The sequence below is a fragment of the Prevotella sp. RM4 genome (genome assembly GCF_000701965.1).
In the GTDB taxonomy this organism is placed as follows: domain Bacteria; phylum Bacteroidota; class Bacteroidia; order Bacteroidales; family Bacteroidaceae; genus Prevotella; species Prevotella ruminicola.
Genome location: NZ_JNKG01000008.1, coordinates 390346 through 413986 on the forward strand (window position 1 = coordinate 390346; position 23641 = coordinate 413986).

The 23641-nt window shown below is 48.8% G+C and carries 20 protein-coding genes and 1 riboswitch; of the genes, 7 read left to right on the plus strand and 13 right to left on the minus strand.

All coding sequences use genetic code 11. From position 1 onward, the window contains the following. Nucleotide 1: 1 nt before the first annotated feature. The 4 genes from hemG to T499_RS0107480 all read left to right on the plus strand — a co-directional run bounded on the left by hemG (nt 2) and on the right by T499_RS0107480 (nt 3242). A complete protein-coding gene (hemG, locus tag T499_RS0107465; RefSeq protein ID WP_033150431.1) occupies nt 2-1357 on the plus strand; it encodes a protoporphyrinogen oxidase in 1356 nt (451 codons plus the stop codon). Between the two features lie 111 nt (nt 1358-1468). Beyond that, nucleotides 1469-2086 carry a nitroreductase family protein gene (locus T499_RS0107470; protein ID WP_052173541.1) on the plus strand — a complete coding sequence of 206 codons (618 nt, stop codon included), beginning with the start codon at nt 1469-1471 and terminating at the stop codon, nt 2084-2086. Between the two features lie 129 nt (nt 2087-2215). Then, nucleotides 2216-2761, plus strand: a complete 546-nt coding sequence (locus T499_RS0107475) for a glutathione peroxidase (protein WP_013064456.1) — start codon at nt 2216-2218, stop codon at nt 2759-2761. Between the two features lie 37 nt (nt 2762-2798). Then, nucleotides 2799-3242 (plus strand): MarR family winged helix-turn-helix transcriptional regulator, encoded by a 444-nt coding sequence (locus T499_RS0107480; protein WP_033150432.1) that lies wholly within the window; start codon nt 2799-2801, stop codon nt 3240-3242. A gap of 3 nt (nt 3243-3245) precedes the next feature. Here T499_RS0107480 and T499_RS0107485 read toward each other — a convergent pair whose 3' ends face one another. Continuing rightward, nucleotides 3246-3713, minus strand: coding sequence for an Lrp/AsnC family transcriptional regulator (locus T499_RS0107485; protein ID WP_033150433.1), 468 nt, complete (start codon nt 3711-3713; stop codon nt 3246-3248). A 178-nt stretch (nt 3714-3891) separates the two neighbouring features. On the opposite strand from T499_RS0107485, the gene T499_RS0107490 reads away from it, so the two are divergent. Further along, nucleotides 3892-5184, plus strand: coding sequence for an O-acetylhomoserine aminocarboxypropyltransferase/cysteine synthase family protein (locus T499_RS0107490; protein ID WP_013065213.1), 1293 nt, complete (start codon nt 3892-3894; stop codon nt 5182-5184). A gap of 177 nt (nt 5185-5361) precedes the next feature. Further along, nucleotides 5362-6309 (plus strand): cysteine synthase A, encoded by a 948-nt coding sequence (gene cysK, locus T499_RS0107495; protein WP_013064323.1) that lies wholly within the window; start codon nt 5362-5364, stop codon nt 6307-6309. 156 nt (nt 6310-6465) lie between these two features. Here cysK and T499_RS0107500 read toward each other — a convergent pair whose 3' ends face one another. Together T499_RS0107500 and T499_RS0107505 are read right to left on the minus strand one after the other, a co-directional pair. Continuing rightward, nucleotides 6466-7875: a histidine-type phosphatase gene (locus T499_RS0107500; RefSeq protein ID WP_198021263.1), complete on the minus strand. Its 1410-nt coding sequence runs from the start codon at nt 7873-7875 to the stop codon at nt 6466-6468. Between the two features lie 21 nt (nt 7876-7896). Next, complete coding sequence (locus T499_RS0107505) at nt 7897-9702, minus strand: helix-turn-helix domain-containing protein (protein ID WP_033150434.1); 1806 nt, start codon at nt 9700-9702, stop codon at nt 7897-7899. Between the two features lie 1098 nt (nt 9703-10800). Beyond that, nucleotides 10801-10986, plus strand: a riboswitch (cobalamin riboswitch). Between the two features lie 46 nt (nt 10987-11032). Here T499_RS0107505 and T499_RS0107510 point away from each other — a divergent pair. Beyond that, nucleotides 11033-11428, plus strand: a complete 396-nt coding sequence (locus T499_RS0107510) for an NADPH-dependent FMN reductase family protein (RefSeq protein WP_036908982.1) — start codon at nt 11033-11035, stop codon at nt 11426-11428. Nucleotides 11429-11531: 103 nt separating this feature from the next. Here the strand turns inward: T499_RS0107510 and T499_RS0107515 are convergent, their stop codons facing one another. The 10 genes from T499_RS0107515 to T499_RS0107560 all read right to left on the minus strand — a co-directional run bounded on the left by T499_RS0107515 (nt 11532) and on the right by T499_RS0107560 (nt 23559). Then, nucleotides 11532-12920: a DUF1593 domain-containing protein gene (locus T499_RS0107515; protein WP_033150435.1), complete on the minus strand. Its 1389-nt coding sequence runs from the start codon at nt 12918-12920 to the stop codon at nt 11532-11534. Nucleotides 12921-13078: 158 nt separating this feature from the next. Next, the gene (fldA, locus tag T499_RS0107520) at nt 13079-13573 is read right to left on the minus strand and encodes a flavodoxin FldA (RefSeq protein WP_013064475.1); all 495 of its coding nucleotides are present in this window, start codon (nt 13571-13573) and stop codon (nt 13079-13081) included. A gap of 24 nt (nt 13574-13597) precedes the next feature. Next, entirely contained in the window at nt 13598-13972 is a 375-nt protein-coding gene (locus T499_RS0107525; protein ID WP_028908099.1) for a DUF2023 family protein, read from the minus strand. Between the two features lie 139 nt (nt 13973-14111). After that, complete coding sequence (ccsA, locus tag T499_RS0107530; RefSeq protein ID WP_033150436.1) at nt 14112-15272, minus strand: cytochrome c biogenesis protein CcsA; 1161 nt, start codon at nt 15270-15272, stop codon at nt 14112-14114. Nucleotides 15273-15302: 30 nt separating this feature from the next. Then, a complete protein-coding gene (locus T499_RS0107535) occupies nt 15303-17015 on the minus strand; it encodes a di-heme oxidoredictase family protein (protein ID WP_052173544.1) in 1713 nt (570 codons plus the stop codon). Between the two features lie 74 nt (nt 17016-17089). Beyond that, nucleotides 17090-18424, minus strand: coding sequence for an imelysin family protein (locus T499_RS0107540; RefSeq protein ID WP_013064031.1), 1335 nt, complete (start codon nt 18422-18424; stop codon nt 17090-17092). 30 nt (nt 18425-18454) lie between these two features. Further along, nucleotides 18455-19735, minus strand: a complete 1281-nt coding sequence (locus T499_RS0107545) for a hypothetical protein (RefSeq protein WP_033150438.1) — start codon at nt 19733-19735, stop codon at nt 18455-18457. Nucleotides 19736-19846: 111 nt separating this feature from the next. Then, entirely contained in the window at nt 19847-20566 is a 720-nt protein-coding gene (locus T499_RS0107550) for a LytR/AlgR family response regulator transcription factor (protein WP_033150439.1), read from the minus strand. Beyond that, nucleotides 20563-21747, minus strand: coding sequence for a sensor histidine kinase (locus T499_RS0107555; RefSeq protein WP_232221075.1), 1185 nt, complete (start codon nt 21745-21747; stop codon nt 20563-20565). The genes T499_RS0107550 and T499_RS0107555 overlap by 4 nt, the downstream gene beginning before the upstream one ends. Nucleotides 21748-21792: 45 nt before the next feature. Beyond that, nucleotides 21793-23559, minus strand: coding sequence for a carbohydrate-binding domain-containing protein (locus T499_RS0107560; RefSeq protein WP_033150440.1), 1767 nt, complete (start codon nt 23557-23559; stop codon nt 21793-21795). Between the last annotated feature and the right edge of the window lie 82 nt (nt 23560-23641).

Genomic DNA, 23641 nt, shown 5'->3' on the forward strand with positions numbered 1-23641 from the left:
AATGCAAAAACGTGATATAGTAGTGATAGGTGCCGGACTGACTGGACTGAGCACTGCCTTTAACCTGAAGAAGATGGGCCGCGATGTGCTGGTGCTTGAAAAGCAGAACCGCATAGGTGGCCAGATAGCTACGCACAACGAGGATGGATTTACGTTCGAGAGTGGTCCTAACACTGGCGTGGTATCGTTTCCCGAGGTTACCGAGTTGTTCCGTGATCTGGAGGGACGCTGCCAGATGGAGACAGCCCGTGAATCGTCGAAGCGCCGACTGATATGGAAAGGCAGCGAGTTTCATGCTTTGCCTGCCAGTTTGCCAGCAGCTATCAGTACCCCCTTGTTTACACTGAAGGATAAGTTCCGTATACTGGGTGAGCCCTGGCGTAAGAAGGGTACCGACCCCGATGAGCCCGTAGGCGCACTGGCACAGCGCCGACTGGGACGATCGTTCTACGAGTATGCCGTTGATCCGTTTGTGTCGGGTGTGTATGCCGGTGATCCGATGAAGCTGACTACCCGCTATGCGCTGCCTAAACTTTATAACCTTGAGGCTAACTACGGCAGTTTTGTGCGTGGTGCCATTGCTAAGGCCAAGGAGCCTAAGAGCGAGCGCGACCGCTTGGCTACCAAGAAGGTGTTCTCGGCCTTTGGCGGTTTGCAGAATCTGGTAGAGGCACTGGCTGAGGGCATCGACATTGTAACCGGTGCACAGGCGATAACGGTGATGCCCGATGGCGAGCACAAATGGCTGATACGCTATAACAACGGTACCGAGGAGATACACTGCAACCATGTGATTACCACTGTGGGTGCTTATGCCTTGTCATCGTTGCTACCCTTTGTGGCGCAGGAGCAGATGGCGCCTATCAGCAAGCTTTACTATGCACCTATCATACAGGTGTGTGTGGGCATTAAGAACACTGGCGGTATCGACTATGCGGCCTTTGGCGGTTTGGTGCCCAGCAAGGAGCAGAAGAAGGTGCTGGGTATCTTGTTCCCATCGGCCTGCTTTGTGCAGCGTGCACCCGAGGGGGGAGCACTGTACTCGTACTTTATGGGTGGCGCCCGACATACCGACTATCTGCAGAAGAGTGATGCCGAGATACGCTCGATGGTGCGTGAGGCTTTCCACAGCATGTTGAAATATCCTATGAACGTAGAGCCCGACATGATACGTATCTTCCGTCATGAGCATGCCATTCCGCAGTATGGCGTGGATAGTGGCGAGCGTTTTAAGGCGGTGGAGGCTATCCAGCAGCAGTACCCCGGATTGATTATAGCCGGTAATCTGCGCGACGGTATCGGCATGGGTAACCGCATTCAGCAGGCAGCCGCTATCGCCCGATTATTTCAAAAATAAGATTAAAATCAACGCCCAAATGATGCGGCGTTAAAGAATTATTACTATCTTTGTGGCCACAATAACAAAAACAGTGGTTATGAAGATAGTAATTTTTAATAACAACAACTAATGACAAAAAAGTTTTTAATAGGTGCAGCCACAGTGCTGCTTGCTTTAACCAGTTGCCATAATGACAACACCAACACAGAGACGTCGGTATCGTTCGACGAAGTTTTAACCACCCGTAGAAGCGTACGTAGCTACGACCCAGCGAAGAAAATCTCGGAGGCCGAAGTACGCGAACTGCTCAAGGCTACCCAGGAGGCTCCATCGTGGGCTAACCAGCAGCCTTCGAAGTATTATGTGGCTATCGGCGAGGAGAAACTGAAGGCTGCCATGGAGATGATTGGCGCCAACAAGGATCGCGTGGCCGATGCACCGGTACTGATTGTGTCGACCTTTGAGCGCGGGAAATCGGGCTATTTCCAGGGACAGGCTACCAACGAGGTAGGCGAAGGCTGGGGTGCCTACGATAACGGACTGAGCAACTGCTACCTGATATTGAAAGCACGCGCCATGGGATTCGATACCCTGATTATGGGTATGCGCGATGCCGACCAACTGAGAGCGCTGTTTGACATCCCCGAGGACGAGACTGTGATGGCTGTAATTGCCTTGGGCTACAGAAACGAAGAGCCCACACACCCCGACAGACGCGATCTGGATGATATCGTAAAGTTCTTCTAATCAAGGACTTTTAAATACGTATCGCAAGCGATATATAGTTAAACTCTCTTAAAGTTTTTACTAAATCGCTTGCGATATAAATAATTATGCTTACCTTTGCATCGCAAACGATATAATTGTAATAATGATATGAGTAAGATTTATGATTTCAAGGCTCTGACGAGCAAAGGTAAGGAGATTGATTTCTCTGAGTTCCAGGGAAAGGTGTTGCTGGTAGTTAACACAGCCAGCAAGTGCGGATTCACCCCTCAGTTCGAAGGATTGGAGGCGTTGAACCAGAAGTATAAGGATCAGGGACTGGTGGTTATCGGTTTTCCCTGCAACCAGTTTAAGGAGCAGGATCCAGGTACCGACAGCGAGATTAGCGAGTTCTGCCAGTTGAACTACGGCGTTACCTTCCAGATTATGAAGAAGATTGACGTGAATGGTGCTGCTGCCGATCCCATTTTTGAGTATCTGAAGACACAGGCTCCCACCGAGGAGTATAAAGGTTTAAAGGCCAAGGCTGCCAAGGCTCTCTTCAAAACCATCAGCAAGAGTGTAGAGAAGGACAGCGATATTAAGTGGAATTTCACCAAGTTCCTGATTTCGAAAGACGGTGATACCATTAAGCGCTATGCACCTACTACCGAGCCCGCTGACTTTGAGAAGGACATTGAGGCCATGCTTGGCTAATTGAAAATTGAGAATTGAAAATTGACAATTAAGAGATATGCACGAAGAATTACGACTCGATAATCAAGTCTGCTTCCGTTTGTATACGGCTACACGTTTAATAACTCAGGCTTATACGCCACTGCTGAATGAGCTGGGTATTACCTATCCGCAGTATCTGGTAATGATGGTGCTGTGGGAGCAGGACGCCCAACCTGTGAACGACATTGCACGCCGACTGCTGCTGGAAACAAACACCGTTACGCCGCTGCTGCAGCGTATGGAGAAACTGGGCATAGTGACCCGACAGCGCGGAAAGGAGGATAAGCGCCAGCAGATAGTATCGCTTACCGAGAAAGGTAAGGCGCTGGAAGAGCAGGCTTATCAGGTTATTCCCGCCGGTATGGGTCGTGAACTGAGTGCTTGTCCGTTCCAGCTTGACGACTATGAGCGGTTGGCTGGTGAACTGGACACCATCATCAACACATTACGACAAAAATAATATTCAGCCGATGTGGATACCGTAGTTCTGTTTCACCTCGCTCATCACAAAGGTGCTCTCGATAGAGGCCAGGCTTTCTATCTCGCCCAGTTTGTTGAGCACGAACTCCTGGTATTGTTTCATGTCGCGCGCGCGTACCTTTAAAAGGTAGTCGTAGGCACCCGAGGTGTTGTAGCATTCGGTAACCTCAGGTATGCGCTGGATGCGACGAACAAATGAGTCGGCAATCTCGTGGTTAATATGCTTGAGTTTAACCTTGCAGAAAACCTGCAAGCCCTGACCCAATTTCTCGGGATCGAGAATAGCCACATACTTTTTAATATACCCCTGTCTTTCGAGTCGTTTCTGACGCTCAAAGACGGGGGTTGGTGTTAAATGAACGGCATCGGCCAGCTCTTTGGTGGTCAATTTGGCGTTTTTTTGCAGTGTTTTCAGTATCTGCAAGTCGGTTTCGTCCAGGATATCTGCCATAACTTAGAGTTTTATTCTGTTTGGATACTATTTTAAGCTCTTAAACGGAAAGATTTTCTTTCTCGACTGCAAAATTAGGTATATTTTCTGAATTAAACAAGAAATTTGGTAGATTTTTCTAAACCTATTACCTTTGCACCCAGAAAGTTTAATCAAATAAAAAGAAAGGAATAAAGTTATGAGTACAAGTAAGAATTATCGTTTCGAGACTTTGCAACTGCATGTAGGCCAGGAACAGGCCGACCCCGCTACTGATGCACGTGCCGTGCCCATCTATCAGACCACAAGCTATGTGTTCCACAACTCAAAGCATGCTGCCGATCGTTTCGGACTTCGCGATGCTGGTAATATCTACGGTCGACTGACCAACTCTACACAAGGTGTGTTCGAGGATCGTGTGGCAGCACTCGAAGGTGGAGTAGCTGGTCTTGCAGTTGCCAGTGGTGCAGCCGCTATTACTTACGCTCTGCAGAACATTGTGCAGGCAGGTGACCATATCGTAGCTGCTGATAACCTGTATGGTGGTTCTTACAACCTCATTACCCATACACTGGCTACCCAGGGCATTACCAATACCATCGTGAATGTAAACGATCTGGCTGCGCTCGAGGCTGCCATCAAGCCCAACACAAAAGTAGTATATGCCGAGACCTTCGGCAACCCTAACAGCGATGTGCTCGACCTTGAGGGTGTGGCTGCTGTTGCTCACAAGTATGGCATCCCATTCATCGTTGATAACACCTTCGGTACCCCATACCTGATCCGTCCATTGGAGCATGGTGCCGACATCGTAGTACACTCGGCCACTAAGTTCCTGGGTGGACACGGAACCTCACTGGGTGGTGTGATTGTAGATGGTGGTAAGTTCGACTGGAAGGCTAATCCCGAAAAATTCCCCACACTGGCTAAGCCCGATCCATCGTACCATGGTATCGTATTTGCCGATGCAGTAGGTGCTGCCGCTTACGTGACTCGTATCCGTGCCGTGATTCTGCGCGATACCGGTGCTACACTGTCGCCATTCAATGCCTTTATCCTGCTGCAGGGTGTTGAGACACTGAGTCTGCGTGTAGAGCGCCACGTGGAGAATGCACTGAAGGTTGTTGACTTCCTGGCCAACCATCCAAAGGTGGCTAAGGTTAATCACCCAGCATTGGCAAGTCATCACGACCATGCTTTGTACAATAAGTACTTCCCACAGGGTGGTGCCTCAATCTTCACCTTCGAGATTAAGGGCGGGCAGGAAGAGGCCTGGAAGTTTATCGATGCCCTGCAGATTTTCTCACTGCTGGCTAACGTGGCCGATGTGAAGAGTCTGGTTATCCACCCATATACCACCACTCACTCACAGCTGAGTCCTGAGGAGCTGGCTGAGCAGCACATCACGCCATCAACCATCCGCTTGAGTATCGGTACTGAGCACATCGACGACATTATTGCCGACTTGTCGCAGGCTTTTGACCAAATTTAACGGGAACGGGGAGTAAAATCCCCGTTTTTCAACAATATACCAAACGTTTGGTATATAGAATGCCACACAAGAGGGATTGTGAGACTGCAAAAAACGTCGTACCTTTGCAGTGTGATAAAAATCATATTGAAGAGAGAGATTTATTTGTTATTAATTTTATAAAAAAAGGTAAGGATTATGAGTAAAATCGCAAAACAGCTGACAGAGCTCGTCGGCAACACTCCACTTCTTGAGCTCAACAAGTTTTCACAGGCAAAGGGTCTGGAGACTCCTGTTATTGCCAAGGTAGAATTCTTTAATCCTGGTGGTAGCGTAAAAGATCGTATCGCACTGGCGATGATTGAAGACGCAGAGGCCAAAGGCATCTTGAAGCCAGGTGCAACCATTATCGAACCAACCTCTGGAAACACGGGCGTAGGACTGGCACTGGTATCAGCCGTCAAAGGCTACCATTTGATCCTTACCATGCCTGAAACCATGAGTGTAGAGCGCCGAAACCTTGTGAAAGCCTATGGTGCCGAGGTACGACTCACTTCTGGTAAAGACGGCATGCCAGGCGCCATCCGCGCTGCAGAGGAACTGCGCGACTCTATCCCTGGTGCTGTGATTCTGCAGCAGTTTGAGAACGCTGCTAACCCTGCTAAGCACTATGCTACTACAGGTCCTGAGATCTGGCGCGACACCGATGGACAGGTCGATATCTTTATCGGCGGTGTTGGTACTGGTGGTACTATCAGCGGTACAGGTAAGTATCTGAAGGAGCAGAATCCAAACGTGAAAATTATTGCTGTAGAGCCCAAGTCGAGCCCTGTACTGAACGGCGGTCAGAGCGGTCCTCACAAGATTCAGGGTATCGGTGCAGGTTTCATTCCCAAGACCTACGATGCAACTGTTATCGACGAGGTGTTTGATGTAGAGAACGACGCTGCTATCCGTACAGGTCGTGAGATTGCTCAGCAGGAAGGTCTGCTGGTAGGTATCTCGGCAGGTGCAGCCCTCTATGCTGCTACCGAGGTGGCTAAGCGTCCTGAGAATAAGGGTAAGAAGATAGTAGTGCTGCTGCCTGATACTGGCGAGCGCTATCTCTCGACAGTGCTTTATGCATTCGAAGATTATCCACTTTAAGTTGTTTGTTAATAAAAAGTGGGTGACCGTTTGGTCACCCATTTTTTTTATTCCGATAGCATTGTTATTTCGATGCGGCGTTTGGCTGCCAGAATCTTCTGGGCCATACGCTGTTTGCGCTCAGTACTTATTGGTAGGGTGTGCAATACTTAAAAACTAGTATTTTGTTCTTGCGGTCTTATGGCCTTGTTCGATAACGATTCCTCGGTAACTATTAGAAGCCTGGGTTCCGCTGAGTGTGTAGGAACGGGCAGAGCCGGAGGGAATGGTGGTGGCAGGAGCTGGGATGGCGGAAGTCTCGGTGTCTTTGATGGCATCGTATTCCGTCATTGTTTCGGCCATGCGGGCATCAAGATCTGACAGACGGTAGAGTCCATCGCTATTAGCCGTCAGTCCTTCGATGGTGACGGGGAGAATCATAGGTGGCTCTTCGACAGAAAGCAATGTGCGGTTCTGTAACTGACTGACGGCCTGATATACCAGATTGATGGCAACGTACTCATCTGTACCGTTGCTCCACTTCTCGAACACGAGTTTAGAACCGATGGGGGTATGTAGTTCCAGAGCCTGTTCGGTTTCTGGATATACGAGACGCAGGGCTGCACCGATACTGGCCAGATTGCTGTCGTGACCACAGAGGAATGTGAACTTACGTCGGTCGTGGTGCAGTTCTTCACGGATACGACTCACTAATGGGTAAGCCAGGTTTACGGCAGCACTATGAGTTGTGAAGAGCAAAGCGTCGTACACCTCCTTGATGCCGCAGATGGCTCGCCATTGCTCCTGAGTCAACTCATGGCCGAAGACCGACATGCTCTCGCTTTCGTAGCATTGCAGCACCAGAGCGTCGGCTACGCTATTGGCCAGCATAAAGCCGCCAGTCATCTTCGGTTCGTCGCCCTTCTCTAATGTAAACTGCGTGTCATCGTACCAGAAGTGCGTTGTGTCGTTCTGCGCTGCTGGTGAGTGCGCCATATCAATGATTTCCTCTACCAGCGTTAGGGTGGACTGTACAGACTGCATCCAAGCCTGTGGACCGTTGTGCATGGCGTTTATCTCGGCGAGAACCTGCTGACGGTAGGTATCGTTCATCTTTGTGAACTGTGGCGTAAACAAGGGATCCATCTTGTCCTCCTCGTACTTGTGCTTAATCTCCACGTTGGCGAAGGGCAGGAATCCGGCTGAGAAATACTTAGCTGTGGCAAATGTACGCTGGCGAGAGTTGGCATAGAACAGCACATCGTCGCCATCGGGACGGTAGTTATCGGGCAGCAGTCCTTCGCCTACCAACCATTTGCGGAAAAACTGTCCCATCTCTGTTTCAAGTACGCCGCCACGCAGTGATAACTGACTGCCTGGCGATGTCCACTTAAACCATTCATAAGGCGTTACTCGCATATAGGTGGCACCGCCCGATGCCAGTGGTGAGCGGATGTTGTGGCGACTCATCACTACGACCTCCTTCAGCTGGTACTTAGCTTTGAAGTCGGCCGATCGCTTTGTCTGTGCCTGTGTACTGATTGTTGCTGTCATGGCAGCAAGCATTAATAAAAGTAGTTTTTTCATTCTGTCCATATGTTATTTTTTTTACGCGTTGTTATTTGTTTGTTTATAGGTGGTTGGCGTCATGCCGTACTTGGTGCGGAAGTTGCGGGTAAAGGTGTCGGCGTTGGTAAATCCGCTGGCCTGACTTACCTGCTCAACGTTCAGGTCGGGCTGGCTGTTCATCAGACTTACAGCATAATCGAGGCGCAGTTCGCGAACGTAGGCTGGCAGCGAAACACTATCGCTACCCTGTGCAAAGGCGGCACCAATGCGTTCTTTCGACAAGCCTGTACGATCGATGAGCGACTGTCGGCCAAAGTCGGGCTGCAAGAACAGTTTTTCGTTTTCAATCAAATCGCGCAGGCAGAGGAATAACTGCTCGTCGGTAAGTGTCGTGAAATCAGAGATGCTAAGTCCTGCTCCAATTGTACTTGGTTCAGCAGTTTCAGCTTCGACCTTTGGTGAATTTGTTGATTCGGCCGAACGGTTAGCGGCTTTCAGTTCCTTGTATTTCTCCTTATACTCTACGGCTTCGGTAATCTGTCGGGCCAGGATGCGGTTGTGTCGCTGGGTGATGCGCCACTGCAGGAAGGCATAGAGACCGAAAGCCAGGATAAGTAAAGCTGCTGTGGTGACGGCAATGCTGATGGCTGTTACGAATCGGTTCTGGGCGCGCTGTTCTGCTATCTGGCGCTCCTTGCCCTGCGTGTCGTAGATGGTAGCCAGTTCGGCACTTTCGCTACGCTTCTGGCGTACAAGCGCCGTATCGTAGACTTCGGCTATCTGCATGGCCACATGGAGGGCCGAGTCCTTACGTCCGGCAAAATAGTTGGAACGGAACTTAGGCAGTAGATTCTGACCGATGGTTTCTAAATCGTATTCATACCCCCAATCCTTAATAAAACGGTCGAGTTCGGTATAGTTGTCGGCAGCTTCGGCATAGCGACGGGCTTCTACCAGGTATCCGCAGCCGTTGATGCGTCCCTCGAGTGTTTGTCCAAAGTCGGTTTTCATATATTGGGCATAATTGCGGGCGGCTTCGGCTGTTTTTCCGTTCATCTGGTACACTTGTGCACGATGCAGCCAAACTAAGGCACGCAGTGTTTTTAATTCTTTTTCAATCGGCTTGGGCTCTTTCTCATAGATAGTTACAAGCGAGTCCATGCGATCTACCCATACGCCGGCCTCATTCAAGTGGTGATTGATGTGACTAACGGCGATATTCTCTAAGGTTTGAATGCTGGCTGCTATCGGTCGGTTTGTAGAGTCGTTAACTGTGCGAAGTACCCACAGATAGGCATCGTCATAACTCTTCTTGGCTTCGTCGAAGCGTTCCAACATTATCTGGGTGTCGCCTAGGCTTAAGTAAAGCGTCTGTAATTCGACAGGACAGTATGGATTGTCCACATCCTTCAGCTTGTCGATAAGCAGGAGGGCAGTGCGCATGGCATTATCGTAGTCGCGATCGGTGGTTAGCATGATAACCAGGTTAGTGCCTGCATGTATGTACTCCCAGAAGTCCTCGGCAGGAGGATTCTCGATAGCAACAACACGACGGAAGCACTCGATGCACTTATCCATCTGTCCCATCTGGAAATAAGCTACGCCACGATAGCCTTCGGCACGTATCGGCGAGAGTTCGCCAACTTCGGCCAAACTGTCGGTAACGGCCAGGAAATGCTCAAAGTCGCCAGAAAATCTAGCAGCCAGAGCAATACTGTCGCCACGTGTGGAAATGCGCTTTGCGGGGATGTCGCCTCGTTTTTCACTGCCCTTACCGCCACAGGCCGTGAGCACGGTAAGGATGATAGCTATACTTATTATATATATGCACCTACAAATTTTCATGATAAATAGTTTGTTTCTAGGTGCAAAGGTACGGGTTATTTTCTAAAAACCCAAATAAAAAATCAAGTTTTTATCTTTTCCCCCTTCAATATTCCATTCATAAAGATTTAGAATCTGTAACCACCGGCAGAGAGAGCCGAATACATGCCGAAACTCTTTTTGCGTAGCCAGTTGAATTAAGTTAGCATTAATTATCATTGTGAGTCATGTCGAGCACCAACATTCTTACCACCAGGATAAATAATATCACGGCGACGACTAACAGAACCATCAGCGCTATTTCCATGTTTTTAGAAGTTTATCACACCAATATTGAAATGCATCTTTTTAAGATATATACTATTACAGTTTACCATTGTGGCTCATGTCGAGTACCCACAATCTTACAATCATTGCCAACACTATTAAGGCGAATGCCATCAGGATAATTAGATTTGTTTCCATACTTTTATTACTTTTGTTTTTAAATTTCTGGTGCAAAGATATAACAAAAAGACAGTATCTGCAATAGCACAGACAAATGGTCGGGTGGTTTCAGACAAATAGTCGGGTATTTGTTCGCGATAACTACACCTATTATAGATATAAAATTGTTTAAAACCACAAAACAAAATGTAGTTTTATCGTGTGTTTTGCTATCATTATCTTGAAATTAAGTGCCAAAAGTTGTGTAATTTGTCCGACGACGTGTCGTTTTGTCCGACAGATTGTCTGAAATGTCCGACGATTTGTCTGAAACCACCCGATCATTTGTCTAAACCCTTGTGGGAATGGATTTTTTGCCTTACCTTTGCAACCAGAAAATTTAATCGCTCTTTCTTTTTTTTAAGTAATAGATATAACCTAATGATCAATATCCTTTTGACAATGAAGGGCAGTGCGTAATGGAACGAAGCGTTAACTGCCAAACGTGCCCCAGGCCAACTATCTCGCTAACGGATAGAAGGCCTGGGGCCTTTTTTTGTATAAAACAAATTATTTTTGATTTTTTGTTTGGCGTATAAGAATAATGTTGTATATTTGCAACGTGATTCAAGAATGAGTCTATGTGAAAGTTGAGGCTACGCCTCGACTTAACGTGAACGTTGAGGCATAGCCTCGACCTTCGCCCGTAAAGGTTCGCTTAGCCGCGATTAATTGGGAATGTGAGTGAGAATCTCCGACTGTCCCGCAGCAGTGAACTCCATTATGGCTCCTAAGCATCAATGCCATTGCCCGTTTGGGTGAGAAGGCGCTTGGGAGTGGAGGAAAGTCTGAAGACCAGCCTTTTTCGGTATTTGCTAAATGCTCTCGATGTAAGGGCGTGAGGCGCAACTTAATTTTTGTGGGTATGAAACATGAATCAATCGTCGTGGTATACGACAGTTGTCAGGCTATTGCAGAAGAAATAGCCGACAAGCTTGGCGCTGAAACTATCAGCGTACAGAGTATTAACAACAGGCAGATAGAAAACTGCCAGAGTTTTGTTCTTGCATTAGAGTTTATGGCTGATGGAAGTATGACTCCCCATTGGCAGTGGGCTTGTCAAACGTTGCGTGGTGCTAGCCTAAGTGGAAAGAACTTTGCCGTGTTAGTGGCATTAGGTAACAAACTGAATCATGATGCAGATAAAATTTGCCATGAACTGCGTGAACGCCATGCGCACATTGTTGGCGAACAGCTATATGCTGAAACGCCCCAATGCAATCTCGAAAATTGGATATGTTCTGTTTCACCTAATTTATAATCAAATTACTATGGTATACATTTTAGTAGTAGCTTTGGAATTTTTGCTCGCAACCATTGGTGTAGCGTGTCTTATCAGACACTATAACCACAAAGTTTAGTGGCTATATAGAAATAATGATGCGGCGATAGGCTACCAGATGAAAGGGACCGTCGTCGTGTACTTCGCAAATAATGTGAATCGTGTCGTTTGCAGTATCTGCAGGGATATGTATGGTGACTGTCTTCTGGGTTGACTGGGAGATGGTCACTTTTGTTTGCCCTATCTCAGGCTGCTGCCACCATAAGAATTGCAGGTTGTCGCCATCACTATCCTGCGATGATGAGGCATCAAGGCGTATTGTATCACCCGCTTTAGCTGTGATATGAATGGGCAAAATACCTGTGTTGTTGTTTATGATAACTCGAGGATTATGATTGCCATGCCCCTCGGCAGCCCACTGCATACGTGCCATGAAATCGTTAAGCTCGTCGGGGTAGAAACGCTGCTTATACTCTATACTGATGCTACGCAGCGGCTCCTGCCAACTGGTCCAGGCGGTGGTAATCGAGTCGGCACAGAGTCCATGCTCATGATAGCCTGCCCAACCAGCTTGATGTGGATCGTCGGGATTGTTCAAACCATTGGGCATGACATACAGAAAACTAGGCGTATCGCCTTCAACTCCCCATTTGTAGGTAGGATACTCGCTGCCTAACGCACCTCGGCCTTGTATGTAGTCCTTATGCTGTTGCCAGTGGCGTTTGCCAAGTTCGCACTGCTCCTGCCATGTGCCTTCATCCCACACAAACTGCAAATCGTCGGCAAACTCCTTACGTAGCCACATGTGCGAACTGTAACTACGGTTCATACGCATATTGTAATGCATGTCTTGGTCGGTAATGGTATAGATGCGAAACTTATGCAAAAACTGCTTTAAGGCCTCAGCAGAACGTGTTTGCTTAACTCGCCAGATGGCTTGTGCCAATGTGTTGGCACCACCCCAGGCAGCTACATAGATTGGGCGTGGGTCGTCTTCGTCGGCAAGTTGTATCAGCAGTTCGCTACCAGGTGAATCGTTATCAGCACCAATGGATTTGATGCCACCGTGAATACTACCCATTACCGCACGGCTCTTCAAATAGTCGGCACTTGGCCAGTATCCTATGTACTGTTGTTTTCTTTCTTTATCAAATGCTAAGAAATTCTTCTGCTTCGAACGTTGCATCAGCTTCGGCACATCCTGTCTGTAAGCCTCAATTACCCGTTGCAGATACTGTGCCCATTCTGTAGGATAGGGATCGCAGTTCCAACCTACTGATGTAATCAATGCTTCTATTTCAAATTGGTCGGCATAGGCCATCAGTCGTACCATCGACTCCATATCGTCGGGTTCCACATCAGCAGGTGCAATGTCTGTACACACCACAAGTCGTGGTTTTAATTCTTTGTATTCAGCTTGGAGCGAAAGAGCTCCCATCATAGCCAGCAGGCAAATAATTATTCTTAGCATTATCATGATTGTTAATTTGTGCCGCAAAGATACGAAAAAAATCGGATAATGGTCTGTTATTAGTCTTTTTTATTGCAAAAAGAAAGGTGGCTGGTCGTCTCGACTAGCCACCTTTACCCTAACTAAACAAATACTTATTTATAAATTTACACCTGTGATTAAAGACTTGGAGTAATAGCTGCCAACCAGGCATCGATACGTGTATCGGTCTGGTCGTCCTCATTGATGTCGTCGAGAGGCAGGCCAATAAACTTTCCGTCGATAACTGCTTCAGAATCGTCGAAAGTGTAACCATCGGTTTCAACGCTACCAATAAAGTTGGCACCGCTGTCTTTGATGCCGTTATAGAGCTCACCCATACCACCTACAAATGTATCACTATAGGTAGAACAGTCGCCACAACCAAAGATGGCGATAGTTTTTCCGCTCAGGTCGGCACCCTGCAAGGTCTTCAAACCGTCGTACCAGTCGTCCTGCAGTTCGCCAGCTCCCCAGGTAGAGGTACCTAAGATCAGATTCTGGTTGGCGGCAACGGTTTCGGCCGAAAGATCCTGTACATTCAAGGCTTCGCAACCCAGCTTCGAGGCTATCTTCTCTGCGATGGCCTCGCATGTTCCTGTAGAGGAACCATAAATTACAATAGTTGAATTCATTACTTTATATTATCATTATGTGGTTTAATTCTTACATTTGCAGTTTCCGTCGCATTGTCCTTTACGTTTGCAATAGCGCTCGCACTGGGCACAGATGTCGTACCCCAACATAGCACCAAGAATAAAATCCTCTTCAGGTGTAAGTTGGTTCAACGGACGGGTAACAATGAGTCGGATGGCATCCAGACATTCGCGACGCCCAAAGTAAACGTTCAGGTTCTGCTGACCTGCAGGCTGCAGCACGTAGGGTATGCCTTGGCTTTCCAATCGTTCAACAGCCTGGTTACCATACTTTTTATTGCAGGTAAACAGTACCATCTGGCGCACGCCTTTATTCAGCTCGTAGATGTGGTTCATCAGTACTTTGAGTTCCGTTGGGATGTTTCTTTCTGTTCTCATTGTTATACTTTTAATTCGACGGTGCAAAGGTACGGCGAAAAAATAAAGTGCGCAATACCTAAAACTGAGTGTTTTAAGCATCGCGCACCTTTCGGTGTTCAATAAAAAGAACTAATATAAAATAGGTATTGGTGTATCCTTAAGCGTACGAGTGCATGCCGCCTAAGAAGTAGTTTACACCAAAGTAAGTCATGAGGATGGTGAGGAATGCCAGAACCATATACACGTTGTGATTAAGTTTGATGCTACGATGGGCGGGGATGCCGTAAATCATCAGGGTGATGAGTGCCCAGGTTTCTTTGGGGTCCCACGACCAGTAGTTACCCCACGAGATGTTGGCCCAGATGGCACCGATAAAGATACCAAAGCCTAAGAAGGTGAGCGCAGGGTAGAGCAGCATCTGCGACAGGTGCTGCATGCCCTGTTGATATTTGGCTGAAATGAGTCCCACTAGACTGCTGAGACATGCAAACAACAACAGGGTATAAGCCAACATGATGGTTGCAATATGTACGGGCAGCAGGCGCGAGTTGAGTACAGGCATGGGGTGGTTCTCAGGCGAGTACTTATTCAAGAAGTGATACATCAGGAATAAGAAGCATGCCGCGATGCCAGCTGCAAAGATATTCAGTTGTCGGCGATGATTGCGCAGCAAAGCCAGCTGTTCGCGGAACCTGCCCTTAGGATCGATGAGTATCCAGATGAGCGATACAAACAGCAAGGCGTAACCACAGTAGGTTACGGGGATGCCCCATGGATCGTAATTCAGCGACAGGATACTACCCTGCATATCTGCATCGTAATCCATCTGATACAGGCGGATATTCCTATAACTGGCAATCTGATTCATTGAGATGGTAAAGGGCTTGCCATCGATGGTAACCTGCGAGATATAGTCGGATGGCATCTCTGTCCCCTCATAGAACTTTACGTCAAAATGCTCCAGACAGATGTTGAAAGGCAACTGGTGGAGGTGCATGTCGCGTGTTAGGAATGTGTTGGTGGCTACGCCCTGACGTAAAGGTACTACACCTCTTACGGCGGTGAGATGCGTGAGCAGGGCACCTGCCAGGATAACTACAAACGACAGGTGTAGCACCATTACCGATGGGCGACGCACCTTACGCTTGATGAGCCAGAATATGCTGATGGCTACTAACAAAGCCCATAAGGCCGAGAACCACCAGGCACCATAGATATTGTTGGATACATACTCTGTACCCTGATATTTCTCAAAAACCGTGGCGGCTGCCAGTACAGCAACCACCACGATGTATAGAATGATTATACTTCGCTTCATATATAATAAAACGTAAATGGCGTGCGATTATTATATTGACTCGATGAATTTTATCACAGCATCTCTATCGGCCTTAGGCAGATGATAGAATTTCTCTGTTGGTCCGTAAGCATCCGACTGCTTTGAATAACCATGCCACATGATAGCCTCAAGTACACTGCGGGCACGGCAGTCGTGCAGACGATCGTTAGCACCTGTAAGCAACTGCGACAGGCCGCGTCCCCACAAAGGTGTCGTGCGGCACCAGCCTGTGCGGATATCGTTCTTCATCATCAGGCGATGCTGAACCATATCGGTGTAAGGCCAGATGGTCTGGTTAGGATAGCGTGGCAGCATCTTGTTGGCATCCTTACCAACACTCTTAGCGTATGCCTTGATGCTGGCATCTACCCACATATCGTCGTTGCCAGTCTTCCATGAAGGACGGTGGCAGCGGGCACAACCAATCTGCGAGAACAGATCCTTACCGCGCTGTACGGCTTCATCGTTCAGATTACGGGCAGCAGGCACAGCCAGAGCGCGATGCCATACCATGAACTGATAGTACTGCTTGTCGCTCATCTCTTCCTTGCCATTGTAAGGTGCACCGTTAAACAGGTACTTGTCGAAAGTCTCTTTCTTGGCAATCGACGAACAGCTCAGAATCTCGTTTACACGAGCCGCAATACCCTCGTCGGTACCGTCGGCATAGTAGGGGTGCAGAATGCTGAGTGGCGATTCTCCGTGCTCTTTGATATAGCTGATAACCTCCTTGTCCTCGCTCTGTGCCTTGGCCCATGCGGGGGTGGTGTAAAGGAAGTGACGGTCGCTACGGGTGACGTTGGTGATATTCCAGATAGCGTTAGAACCAGCACCATCCTGCAGCGAACCACGAGTCATGGCATAAGTGAAACGCTTAATCGGACCGTGAGAGCCACGGAATGTGCCCAGATCGTTATAAGCTGCCGAATAGTAGGCTGATGACTTGAAGGTGCCAGCCTCCTGATCCCACATGGCGGGGTTCAGTGTGGCATGCTTCGACTCGGCCAACCACTGTGCCTCGATATCCTCATCGCTGATGGCATCGAGCAAACCAGTACCATATACGCCGATGGTTGACTCCAGACGCACCTCGTAGTTAGTAGGCAGTGGGTTGGTGTTGAAAGCGGTCTGAGGGATGGTCACCTCAGGGTAGATGAGGGCATATTCCTCGCCATCTTCAAACTTCATGGGCAGTCCGCTCTCCATGGCTGTCACATTCTTCCAGTCGATAGTAATCTGGCTCTCGTCGATAGGTGCCTTAAATGGCGACATGGCCTGTGTCTGAGGCATACCTGTAACCTCGGTGATGTAACCGTTGGTATCAGGATGATAAATCACCAGCAGATAGCCGTTGCCAATCTGGTTGGCACGATATTCGGTCTGTCGCTTGCCATGACCGTAGCTGGGGTGGCAGGCGATACACGAGTTGCGCACCCATGCAGGACCTAAGCCTTTACGTGGCTCCTGCTCAAAGGTGTAGAGCTTCTCAAAGAAACCTTCACCCGTATTGAAGTCTTCCTCCATGCCAGCGGCAATAGCAGCAGGAGTGATGGCCGAATAGCTGGCCTTCTCGGTGGTGCCGAGCTCACCGCCTGGATACCATTCCTCGGCAGTAAAGTTGCCAGTAGCTTTTCCGAATGCTTGTTCTTCAGGTGTCAGAGGTCCCAGATCTGCAAAGTCGTTATTATCGGAACATGCTGTCAGCCCTGCGGCCGACAGCATTCCGAAACATACAACACATGTTAGTTTCGATATTTTCTCCATTAGTGTATTTGTTTAATTAATTTTCAGGTGTATTACTCTCCAGATGTAGAGTCCCAGTTGTCGGGATCGTCGAAGTTCTTGCCCCATACCACGCTGCAATACTTAACGAATGGTGTTGGCATGTTGCTGATACCCTCGATAGCACCCACGTAGTTGCTTTCTACAGCGGTGTTCACCTTATCGCTCTTTACGCTGGCAAAGAAGGTGTGGAAGCTGTACTCGTTAGCCTTCTTGTCGGTTGAACCCAGCCATACGTTACGGATACTGCGGATGTTATCGCGGAAGTCGGTGATAGAGTTGTAGCTGTAAGGCGACTCTACATAAGCGATGTCGCCAGCGCTGAATGGGTTGGCAATCTTGGCTGTACCTACCTCGTTACAGATAGCCAGGCATGAGCCCTCGTCGTTAATCAGTACCTGAGCAATGGCATCCTTCAGTGTGGGGAAGGTGCTCTTGCTGCCACTTACACCAGCCTGCTTCAGGTTCTCGCCATAAGAGAGACCTGCGGCGGTAGTCATATCCAGACCTGCGGCCTTAACTACTGCTACACGAGCGGCATTAGCTGCTGTCTCGCCCTCCCAGGCAACCTGCAACTGGAAGCAACGCTGCTTAAGCAGGGTGCAGATAGTCTGAGCGTAAGCCAGCTCCTGGGCACCAGTAATCTTCTCGAAGTTAGTGTAGGTATCGTTACCCTGCAACTCGGCTACCTTACGGTTCTGACCGTTACGGAACAGGATGAACTCCAAAGCGTGGAAGCCCAGGATGGTGGCATCCTCCAGCATCTCGTCGTTCATGCCATTGTTAAAGTAGTTGAGCAGCAGACTGCGGTTCAAAGGCCATGAATCGATAGTTGGGTCGATATCGAAATCGCTGGCGGCACCCATCAGGAATGCCTCAGAGCGCTCCCAGTTCTGGCGGGCCTGCTTAAAGTCGGCACAAGCCTTGTCAATCTGGGCCTGTGTAATGCTGTTTACGGTCAGACCGTTCAGAGTCTTCTCCAAATCCTCAACATCATCAGCCAACTGTGTATAGGTAGGCACGATTACGTTACCAACCAGAGTCTCGAGTACCTTGCGCAGGTAAGCCTCTTGAGCCTCGCTCAGTTTTGCTGTAGCGATGGTGGTATTGGCATTTTCAAGCTCTGAAATCAGCGACAAACAGTTGTCGATAGCGTCCTGACCGAAAGCCTTGCTGTTGTAGTTTGCAGCGGTGGTGTTCTGGGGATAGCTGTCCTCATCTACCAATGGTGTAGTGTTGATAACGTTGAACTCGTTACCGTTCTCTTCATTGTTGTTGTTACTTTCACTGCAGGCAGTGAACGCGAGTCCCATCATGAGGACCGACATTGCATAAGTAATTTTCTTCATTGCTATAATAATTATGTGGAAATTTCGATTTTAGAGGAAGAATCCTTCGTAAGCCACACCGATGTTAACTGATGGCTCGTTGTTGTATTTGCTCTTTAAGAAGCGCTTAGAGTACTCGGCCTTGATCACAATCTGCTTGATGGGGTGATAGTTCAGACCCACTGCCATGCGCTTAACGGCTGTGTAGTCGTAGCTGATGCCCTTGGTGTCGCTGGCATAAGGGTTGTAGGCCTCGTAACGTCCGAACAGATAAAGGCGCTCACCCTGCTGGCGCATGCTCTGTATCTGCGAGAAGATGTCGTAGCCAGCCTCGATACCCATGGCATAAGCATTGCCGCTTACAAAGGCAGAGTGCTTGTAAGGCGACTTAGAGTTCAAACGGTTGTACATGTACTTCAGCTCTTCAGCGTCGCCTAAGTAACCGTAGTCGGCCTGACCGCGAACAATCCAGTTGTGGGCATTATAGGTGAAGTCGATGGCACCAATGGCAACCTTACCCTGATAGGTGGCGCCTGTACCATTGGCATCGTTAGGGTAGGTGTTACCGATGCTGTGACCGTAGTAGCCGCTCAAACCGATACGCAAACCAGGAATAGAGTAGTTATCGATACGCAGGGCAGCTGCATACTTGTTGGCTACATCAAACTCCATGGGCGACTTATGACCTTTGTGAATCCAACCTACGTTGGTAAACTGGTCGGCATTCAAGCCGCCTAAGAACTGAGCCTCGTAGCGGAACTTGCCTGCACGACCCCAGAATGATACGCCTGTCTGATGCCAGGTGCTGGGCATGATGGTGTTCTCGCCTTCAGGGCGATATACGGTGAAGTAGCTCAGTGGCTCGTGGTGTGCATTGTTCAAACCAACAGGCACTACGATATGTCCGGCACGGATGTTGGCCCAGGGTGCAAACGACTTCTGCAGCCAGAACTGCTCCAGCTCTACCTCGCCGCCTTTCTCGGTTTCCTGCTCCCATTCACCGCCTTCTTCGTCTTCTTTCTCGTAGGCAATACCTGCGCCGCCATGCTCAAACTCTATCTCGGTACCAAAACTCCAGCCTTTGCCAAAGTCGTAACCCAGATAAATCACTGCATGGGGAATGTCGAGACGTCCGTGACTAGGATCATTCTTATGTTCCTCGGGTTGACTGTAGCGACTCACGTGGTCGCTGTAATAATTTCGTGTAAAGTTTGCTTCGCCATAGCCACCAACGCTCAAACGTGAGGTTTTGGTGCTATCTGCATTGTTCTTCTGTGCGCTGCCTGTTAAGCAGATCGCCATCATCATTAATGTATATATAAACCTTTTCATAACCGAATTTAGTCTCTTAAACAAATCCGGGTGCAAAGGTACGGCGATTAAGGCAATGTTACAATACCTAAAAAGTGTGAAAAAAGAAAGTGACCGCACGTGCGGCCACCTTTATTTTCCTAAAAACTTGGTATCGAGATAGGCTTGAAATGCATCTTTATACAAATCGCCTATTGGTAAATAGGTATCGCTATCCATAATCACACGGTTCTTATTTACCTCCTGAATCTTGTTCAGGTTGATGATATAAGAGCGGTGAATACGCATAAAGTTGTTGGGCAGATGCTCCTCCATCTTCTTCATCGATAGGAGTGTGATGATGGGTTTCGCCTCGCCTTCTATCCACACTTTCAGGTATTCGCTCATGGCCTCTACATACCTGATATCAGGGATGCTCACCTTTACAATGCGGTAGTCGGTCTTCAGGAAGAGCGAGTCGTCGATATCGGTAGCAGGCCTGGCTGCGGCTACCGATTCTGTTAGTCTGTCCTTAATCCGGTTGGCGGCACGCTGCAGGTCCTGCAAGCCGAAGGGCTTCAGCAGGTAATCTACAGCATTCACCTTAAATCCCTCAACCGCATACTCTGAGTAGGCTGTGGTGAATACAATCAGTGGTGGTACCGCCAGCGACTTTACAAAGTCCATACCATTCAGGTCGGGCATGTTGATATCACAGAAGATGGCATCAACTGTATCGTTCTCTAAAAACTTGCGGGCTTCTAAGGCACTCTGGCATTGAGCTGCCAGTTGCAGAAATGGCACCTTATTAATATAGGAAACCAGTTGCCCCAGAGCCAATGGCTCATCGTCGATAGCTAAACAACGTATCATAATGGTAATATTAGTTCTACAAAATAGGTATCAGTATCATCTTTGATGCTCAGCGTGTAGTTCTTGTCATACAACAAGTCCAGTCGCTTCTTCACGTTCACTAAACCTACACCACCTTTCATTTCATTGGGACGTTCGGCCTTGGAGTTCTTACAAGTAAAGTGCAGGTGGGTTACCTGAGGCAGTGGCTCGATAAGTTCTACCTTAATATCGATAAACGATTCGTGCTGGTAGCTCACACCATGCTTGAATGCATTCTCGATAAACGAAATCAGCATCAGGGGTGGAACGGTTTTATCGGGCATCTGGGTAGGCAGGTCGAGATTAATCTTCACCTTGTCGGTATAACGTAGCTTCATCAGTGTGATGTAAGTACGTATAAACTCCAGTTCGCGATTCAAAGGCACACCGCTCTTATCGCCCTCGTAGAGCACAAAGCGCATCATCTTCGACAGCTCAAGGATGGTGTCCTGTGCCTTGGCTGGATCGATATCCACCAGGGCATGGATATTGTTGAGCGTGTTCATAAAGAAGTGTGGGTTTATCTGATACTTCAGATATTCCAGCTGCTGCTCCAGATTCTGCTTTTCCAGTTCGTGCAGTTTGCGCTGGTCGCTACGGGTGCGGAAGTAGAGCTTGGAACCAAGGTTGGCACCAAACATCAGCACGAGTATGACGGTGGCAATGATGTCGTGAAGTCCTTTGCCCGGTCCCTCTTTGCGCATGAATGGCGGATGGGGCTTCCGGTCATGAAATTCTGGTGGCATTCTGCGGTCGTCGCGATCCATTCTGCGGTCATCGCGATCCATTCTGCGGTCATCGCGTTCTTGGCGTGGACCGTTAAAGAATTCGCGTTTTTCTCTTTCAGGGAAAGGCCGTGGATGAGTATTCATCTGAACGAACACAAATCCTGTAACCACAATGGTGATGGCCGATAAGTATAGGGTGCGCTTATGCCGCTGGATGAGCAAGGGTGCCAGCAGGAAATTGTGAAACAGAAACAGCAACAAAAAAACACCGAACTGCCTCCAGATATAGAATACTTCACCCCAATGAAAGCTGAGGTTATCATCGCTCATGGTACGTAGATACAGACTTAGTAGCGGAGTTGCAAAGAGCAAACTCCACACTACTAAGTATATCAGGTTTTCTTGTCTCGACTGATTTTTCATCCAATACATTCCAATTACTACTATTAATAACGTGAAAAATTGCGATTTATTGTGTCAGTGCCAACCGCCAGGCCAACCGCCGCCTCCGCCCATGCTGCTACCGCCGGTATAGCTTGAGAGCGAAACGCTGCTTCCACCCGATATGGAACCGCCTGCAATACCTAAACCGCCAAAGAAACTGCTACCGCCGCTAACTGATGTGCCCGACTGCAGGGTGGGGGTAGTGGCTGCTGATACTACCAAACCTGAACCGCCACTGGATGGGGTGCGGAACGAGAAGGTGTTCTCGCCAACGGTCATGGTGTACCAGGTGCTCTTGCTCCATGACGACGACTGGTAGCACGACTGTGTGAGACTGCTGCCACTCTCCAAACCGCCTATGGCTACGATGGTGCCACCGGTGAGATAGAGCTTCTTGCCGCCTTCGGTATTGGCGTCGATAGCTACCTCGGGCTGTCCCGAACAGATGGCATACACCAGTCCGCCTTTCAGATAGATGTTGCCATTGGCATCCAGTCCGTCGTTGTTCTTGCCCTGTGCATACACATAGCCGCCAGTGATGGTCATGTCGCCTTTCGAGTTGATGGCGTCGTCGTAGGCATAGCAAGCCACCTCGCCACCGCTGATGTTCAGCTGGCTCTTGGTTTCAATGCCCTCGCCGTTATAGCCGCTGGTGCGCACCCAGATGGTGCCGCCGCTGATGTTGATATCACCATCGGCCTTGATACCCTTTGGCGACGATGTGTCGTTATTGCTCTTATACTGTCCGCCTTCGGTCACCACATACACATTGCCGCCACAGAAGTTGGCCGTCATATCCACGTTGATGCCTTTGCCGCTGCTGCCAGTGCTCTTGAGCCATAACTCGCCAGCGTTGATGGTAAAGGTAGAGTCGGCCTTGATGCCGGCAGCCCCTTTGGCCTCCTGATCGTCGGTGTCGTAGGTGCCGTCGCCAGTGGTAATCACGGTGGTGCGACCGCCGTTAACCACGATGTTACTCTCGCAGTTAATACCTTTGGCTGCTGCCGCCGTTACCTCTACGTTGATGATACCGCCGTTGATAAACACACCGTCGTTGGCTTTGATACCATGGTTGGCGGTTGATTTGGCGTAGATGTTGTTGCCTTTGCGAAACACAATGTAGTCGGCCGAGTGGATGGCATTGTTGGTATTGCCGACAACACTCAGCTGTCCGCTGCCGTTAAACAGTAGTTTTCCCTTGCAGTAGAGTGCTCCCTTCTGGCTGCCACTCGTACCATCGGTCAGCGTATTGCTGGTGCCGTCGGCTAATACGATATAGGCGCGCTTGCCGCTCAGCAGATTCAGGGCTGCCGAGTCGGGATTGGTGATATTTACACCATTCAGCTTTATCTCGTACTTCTTGTCGCCTACAACGGTAAACGATCCGTTGCTGGTGGTGCCGCTCAGTACGTAGCAGATGTTTTTGGTAGAGCCGTGATTGGCTGTGATATGTCCGCCGTTCACGGTTATCTCTACGCCGTTCTCGGTCTTAGCTGTGGGGCTGGCCATATCGATGGCAACCTCGGTGGTAAAAGTACTGTTTTCCAGAGCGTCTTCCTCGTCGGGCATGTACTCTGTAGCCGCATCAGTTGGTTCGGCCGATGTCTGGTCGATGTTTACGGTAAATGTGGTTAGCTCGCCAGTGGTGGTCGAACTGCCGCTGCTATTCTCGCTGGGAGTGTCGTTGCCCCCGTTATCGCCCCAACTGTTAGTGTAATCGCTGAATGGATCTTCTGCCGAGCAGCATACCATCAATGCTACTGATGCAATTAGCATCATTCTGGTCATTGCCTTTTTCATGTTTTAATGCGTTTTAGTGAATTATTTGGTGTGCAAAGGTAGCATGATAAAACCTATCGTGCTAATTTATTCAACGAACGCA

Excerpts from the sequence above, each read along its gene's own strand:
- T499_RS0107505 (WP_033150434.1), bottom strand. The coding sequence starts at position 9,702 with ATGAAAATTTGTAGGTGCATATATATAATAAGTATAGCTATCATCCTT.
- ccsA (WP_033150436.1), bottom strand. The coding sequence starts at position 15,272 with ATGAAGCGAAGTATAATCATTCTATACATCGTGGTGGTTGCTGTACTG.
- T499_RS0107545 (WP_033150438.1), bottom strand. The coding sequence starts at position 19,735 with ATGAAAAGGTTTATATATACATTAATGATGATGGCGATCTGCTTAACA.
- T499_RS0107510 (WP_036908982.1), top strand. The coding sequence starts at position 11,033 with ATGAAACATGAATCAATCGTCGTGGTATACGACAGTTGTCAGGCTATT.
- T499_RS0107490 (WP_013065213.1), top strand. The coding sequence starts at position 3,892 with ATGAGTACAAGTAAGAATTATCGTTTCGAGACTTTGCAACTGCATGTA.
- fldA (WP_013064475.1), bottom strand. The coding sequence starts at position 13,573 with ATGAATTCAACTATTGTAATTTATGGTTCCTCTACAGGAACATGCGAG.
- hemG (WP_033150431.1), top strand. The coding sequence starts at position 2 with ATGCAAAAACGTGATATAGTAGTGATAGGTGCCGGACTGACTGGACTG.
- T499_RS0107480 (WP_033150432.1), top strand. The coding sequence starts at position 2,799 with ATGCACGAAGAATTACGACTCGATAATCAAGTCTGCTTCCGTTTGTAT.
- T499_RS0107470 (WP_052173541.1), top strand. The coding sequence starts at position 1,469 with ATGACAAAAAAGTTTTTAATAGGTGCAGCCACAGTGCTGCTTGCTTTA.
- T499_RS0107535 (WP_052173544.1), bottom strand. The coding sequence starts at position 17,015 with ATGCTGTCGGCCGCAGGGCTGACAGCATGTTCCGATAATAACGACTTT.
- T499_RS0107555 (WP_232221075.1), bottom strand. The coding sequence starts at position 21,747 with ATGTATTGGATGAAAAATCAGTCGAGACAAGAAAACCTGATATACTTA.
- T499_RS0107550 (WP_033150439.1), bottom strand. The coding sequence starts at position 20,566 with ATGATACGTTGTTTAGCTATCGACGATGAGCCATTGGCTCTGGGGCAA.
- T499_RS0107525 (WP_028908099.1), bottom strand. The coding sequence starts at position 13,972 with ATGAGAACAGAAAGAAACATCCCAACGGAACTCAAAGTACTGATGAAC.
- cysK (WP_013064323.1), top strand. The coding sequence starts at position 5,362 with ATGAGTAAAATCGCAAAACAGCTGACAGAGCTCGTCGGCAACACTCCA.
- T499_RS0107560 (WP_033150440.1), bottom strand. The coding sequence starts at position 23,559 with ATGAAAAAGGCAATGACCAGAATGATGCTAATTGCATCAGTAGCATTG.
- T499_RS0107475 (WP_013064456.1), top strand. The coding sequence starts at position 2,216 with ATGAGTAAGATTTATGATTTCAAGGCTCTGACGAGCAAAGGTAAGGAG.
- T499_RS0107485 (WP_033150433.1), bottom strand. The coding sequence starts at position 3,713 with ATGGCAGATATCCTGGACGAAACCGACTTGCAGATACTGAAAACACTG.
- T499_RS0107500 (WP_198021263.1), bottom strand. The coding sequence starts at position 7,875 with ATGAAAAAACTACTTTTATTAATGCTTGCTGCCATGACAGCAACAATC.
- T499_RS0107540 (WP_013064031.1), bottom strand. The coding sequence starts at position 18,424 with ATGAAGAAAATTACTTATGCAATGTCGGTCCTCATGATGGGACTCGCG.
- T499_RS0107515 (WP_033150435.1), bottom strand. The coding sequence starts at position 12,920 with ATGCTAAGAATAATTATTTGCCTGCTGGCTATGATGGGAGCTCTTTCG.